The sequence below is a fragment of the Hymenobacter agri genome, from assembly GCF_054778495.1.
The window spans coordinates 1-3,856 of record NZ_BAAGZM010000410.1 but is presented as its reverse complement, the minus strand read 5'-3'; the positions used below and the strand labels follow the sequence as shown (position 1 = coordinate 3,856).

The 3,856-nt window shown below is 60.7% G+C and carries 5 protein-coding genes; 2 read left to right on the top strand and 3 right to left on the bottom strand.

Annotation, left to right across the window (positions count from 1 at the left end):
- Nucleotides 1-258 (top strand): aminotransferase class III-fold pyridoxal phosphate-dependent enzyme (locus tag ACYVDE_RS16740; RefSeq protein ID WP_460502693.1); only part of this gene is annotated, 258 nt, incomplete at its 5' end.
- 83 nt (nucleotides 259-341) lie between these two features.
- Here ACYVDE_RS16740 and ACYVDE_RS16735 read toward each other — a convergent pair.
- The gene (locus tag ACYVDE_RS16735; protein ID WP_460502692.1) at nucleotides 342-803 is read right to left on the bottom strand and encodes a tellurite resistance TerB family protein; all 462 of its coding nucleotides are present in this window, start codon (nucleotides 801-803) and stop codon (nucleotides 342-344) included.
- A gap of 232 nt (nucleotides 804-1,035) precedes the next feature.
- Here ACYVDE_RS16735 and pfkA point away from each other — a divergent pair, with 232 nt between their 5' ends.
- Entirely contained in the window at nucleotides 1,036-2,007 is a 972-nt protein-coding gene (gene pfkA / locus ACYVDE_RS16730) for a 6-phosphofructokinase (RefSeq protein ID WP_460502691.1), read from the top strand.
- 126 nt (nucleotides 2,008-2,133) lie between these two features.
- Here the strand turns inward: pfkA and miaA are convergent, their stop codons facing one another.
- Together miaA and ACYVDE_RS16720 are read right to left on the bottom strand one after the other, a co-directional pair.
- On the bottom strand, nucleotides 2,134-3,060 hold the full coding sequence (gene miaA, locus ACYVDE_RS16725) for a tRNA (adenosine(37)-N6)-dimethylallyltransferase MiaA (protein ID WP_460502690.1): 927 nt from the start codon (nucleotides 3,058-3,060) through the stop codon (nucleotides 2,134-2,136).
- Nucleotides 3,061-3,196: 136 nt separating this feature from the next.
- Nucleotides 3,197-3,856: OmpA family protein (locus ACYVDE_RS16720; protein ID WP_460502689.1), on the bottom strand; the 660-nt coding region annotated here is incomplete at its 5' end.

The following is a 3,856-nucleotide window of genomic DNA, read 5'->3' as shown; positions in this document are numbered from 1 at the left end:
TTCCGGGCGCAGCTGCGGCACCCGGCCATCCGGGCCGTGCGCGGCGGCGGCTTGCTGATGGCCGTGGAGTTTGATTCGTTCGAGCTACTCAAGCCCATCATCGACCGGGCGCTGGAGCACGAGGGCATTCTTACCGACTGGTTCCTGTTCTGCGACAACTCCCTGCGCCTGGCCCCGCCGCTCACCATCGCCGACGAGGAGATTGACGAAGCCTGCGCGGCTCTGCTGCGCGCCATTGCGCACATAACCGGCGAGTAGGAGCGGCCCCCAACGCAACCGGCCCGCCGGGGCAGCCTACTTAGCAGGCTGCCCCGGCGGGCCTGTACGATACTGAATAACCGCTAATTAACGTTGACCACCGGGCGCGGCAATTCGTTGTAGTTCAGGAACTGGTTGCTTTCTTCCTTGATGCGTTCGCGTGGGTGGCCGTCCTTCACGCCCTGCGAAATTTTGCGCACGAGCACGCCCACAATGGCCTTACGGAAGCCCAGCTTCTCGGCCATCATAATGCAAAAATCCATTTCTGTCTCGTCCACAATGCCATCGGCGAGCATCATATCGACTAGGTCGAATATCTGGTCGAACCGTTCCGAATCGTTGGTGGGCAGGTCGTTGCTGGTACCCTTGGCACCCGATACCAGAGCCTGTACTTCGGAAGAACTAATGCCATTCTTCTTGCCAACCGCAATGATAAAGTTCATTTCCCGCGCGTCGATATGTCCGTCGGCTTTCGCCAGTGCCGCGAGATTCAGCAAATGACCCTTTATTTTTTTTGCTTGCTCATTTTCGAAAAAACCGAACATAAACGTGGGAATTAGGGGGTGAAAAGATGATTTTTTAATCGAAATCCCGATTTTATTGGTAAGATACACGGAAATCTGACTGATTGCTACGGGTATCATACCCAAATCAGAAAAGTGCTAATTGCTTGTTTTACGCCATTCTTGACCCGGTAGTTGAGGGTTTGCATTCATTTCGCCAACTTTGCGGGGTTTGCGCGCCGTTTGCGCGCCTGCTTGCTATATGAATGTTCAGATGAAGAGAATTGCGGTTTTTACGAGTGGGGGCGATGCGCCGGGCATGAATGCCGCCATCCGGGCGGTGGTGCGCACGGCCACTTACCACGGTATTGAGGTGTACGGTATTATGCGGGGCTACAGCGGCATGATTAAGGGCGAGTTTGTGCGCCTCGACTCGGCCTCGGTATCCAACACGGTGCAGAAAGGCGGCACGATTCTGAAATCGGCTCGCAGCCAGAAGTTTATGACCAAGGAAGGCCGCCAGCAGGCGTTCGACCAACTGGTGAACAACGGCATCGAAGGCCTCGTGGCCATCGGCGGCAACGGCACGTTCACCGGCGCTACCATCTTTGAAGAAGAATTCGGCATTCCGACGGTGGGTGCGCCCGGCACCATCGACAACGACCTGTACGGCACCGACTACACCATCGGCTACGATACGGCCGTGAATACGGCGCTGGAGTGCATCGATAAGATTCGCGACACGGCCGACTCGCACGACCGCTGCTTTTTTGTGGAGGTGATGGGCCGCGACTCGGGCTACATCGCCATTCCGTGCGCCATCGGCGGTGGGGCCGAAATCGTGATGATTCCGGAAACCCAGATGAGCACCGATGTGGTGATTGATACGCTGCAATCGGGCTGGCAGCGCTCCAAAACCTCGTTCATCGTGATTGTGGCCGAGGGCGACGAGCCCGGCAACGCCACCCAGGTGGCCACCCGCGTGAAGGAAGCCATCCCGCAGCTCGATACCCGCGTGACCATTGTGGGCCACATTCAGCGCGGCGGCTCGCCCACGGCGGCCGACCGCCTGCTGGCCTCGCAGCTCGGCATCGCCGCCGTGGAGGGCCTGATGAACGGCATGCGCAACGTGATGGCCGGCATCATTGATAAGAAGCTGGTGTACACGCCGTTTAGCGATACCATCAATAAGAAGAAGCTCATCAACCAGAGCTTCATGCGGATGGTGGAGATTTTGAGCGTATAGCGTCTAAGGGAAGTAGAAAGGAAGTCATGCTGAGCTTGTCGAAGCATCTCTACCGCAAGAGTAAATGAATTACTTACGCGGTAGAGATGCTTCGAAAAGCTCAGCATGACGTTCTTTTTTCTGGTTCTATTGACCGCTTAAATCCACCCATTGGTAGGCCGCGTCGCGGCGCAGCCAAGTGAGCTGGCGTTTGGCGTAGTGGCGGGTATTGCGCTGGAGCAGGCGTACGGCTTCGGCCCAGTCGTATTCGCCATCGAGATAGCCGAAAATTTCGGTGTAGCCCACGGTTTGCAGGGCGTGGTGGTGGCGGTAGGGCAGCACGGCGCGCACTTCGTCGAGCAGGCCGGCGGCCAGCATGTGCTCCACACGCAGGTTGATGCGCTGGTACAGCTCCTCGCGCTCGCGGGTGAGGGCCACTTTCACGTTGCGGAATAGTGGGTTCTCGGGTGGCGGGCCGCCGCGGTGGAAGCTGGAAAATGGCCGCCCGGTGCTGCGGGTGATTTCGAGCGCGCGCACGATGCGCTGCGGGTTTTGCTGGTCGATGCGGGCGTGGGCTACGGGGTCGGTTTCGGCCAGCTCGGCTACGAGGTGGGGCAGGCCGTGGGCGGCTAGCTCGGCGTGGAGCTGGGCGCGCACTTCGGGTGGTACGTCGGGCAGGGCGTCGAGGCCATCGGTTACGGCTTGCACGTAGAGGCCCGAACCGCCGGTGAGGATGACGACGGGATGCGTTTGGAACAGTTTGGCTAAAACCGCGTGGCAGTCGGTGGCGAAGCGGCCGGCGCTGTAGTCTTCGGCAATGCTGTGGCTGTCGATAAAATGGTGGGGCACGCCCTGCATCACGGCGGGCGTGGGCTTGGCCGTGCCGATGCTGAGCTCACGGAAGAACTGGCGCGAGTCGGCCGACACGATTTCGGTACCGAGCTGCTGGGCCAACTGCACGCATAAGGCCGTTTTGCCCACGGCCGTGGGGCCGGCAATGGTGAGCAGCACGGGGCGCGGGTCAGCTGCCGTGGGGACAAGCTGGGCGAGGATGGATTCGGGAAGCAGGGACAATTCGTAAACTGACTGATAGGTTAAAAGGGCTGTCATCCTGAGCGGAGCGAAGGACCTTATCACGTTAAACGAAAACGGTTGTGACGTGATAAGGTCCTTCGCTCCGCTCAGGATGACAGACGTTAACGCCGCCGCCTTACGGCTCCAGCGGCTCGGGCATGTCGGGCTCGATTTTGGGCGGCTCGAAGCGGGTGATGCGGAACTCGACGCGGCGGTTGAGGCGGCGGGTGGCTTCTTGCTCGTTGCTGGCAATGGGCTCGGACCCGCCCAGGCCCAGGCCGGTAATGCGGGATGCTTCCACGCCGTGGCTCACGAGGTAAGCCATCACAGCCGACACGCGCTGCTCGCTGAGAATGACGTTTTTCTCGGGTGGGCCTACGTTGTCGGTGTGGCCGCGCAGCTCGATGTGCAGGCCGGGATTATCAACTAGCAAGCGCACCAGCCGGCCCAGGGCGGGGTAGGAGGTGGGCAGCAGCACAGCCTTGCTTTGCTCGAACTGCACTTGGGCCAAAGACAAGGTTTCACCCACGGCCAGCGGGCGCAGCAGGATGTCGCGCAGCAGCGGGCCGGGCGCGGCGGGCCAGGTGCTGTCGGCGGGGAAATAGCCGGGGTGCTCGGCATGGTAGCCGTAGGCGCGGCCGGGGGAGGTGCTGGTGTAGGCGAAATCTCCTTTCGCCGAGAGCAGCACGCCCACGCTGCTTTCGGGGCGGGTAAGGCGCAGGCTGGCGGCGGGCAGCGGCAGAAAAGTAGTAGCGTCGAGCACGCGGCCTTCCCAGGTGGCGGTGGTGGGCAGGGG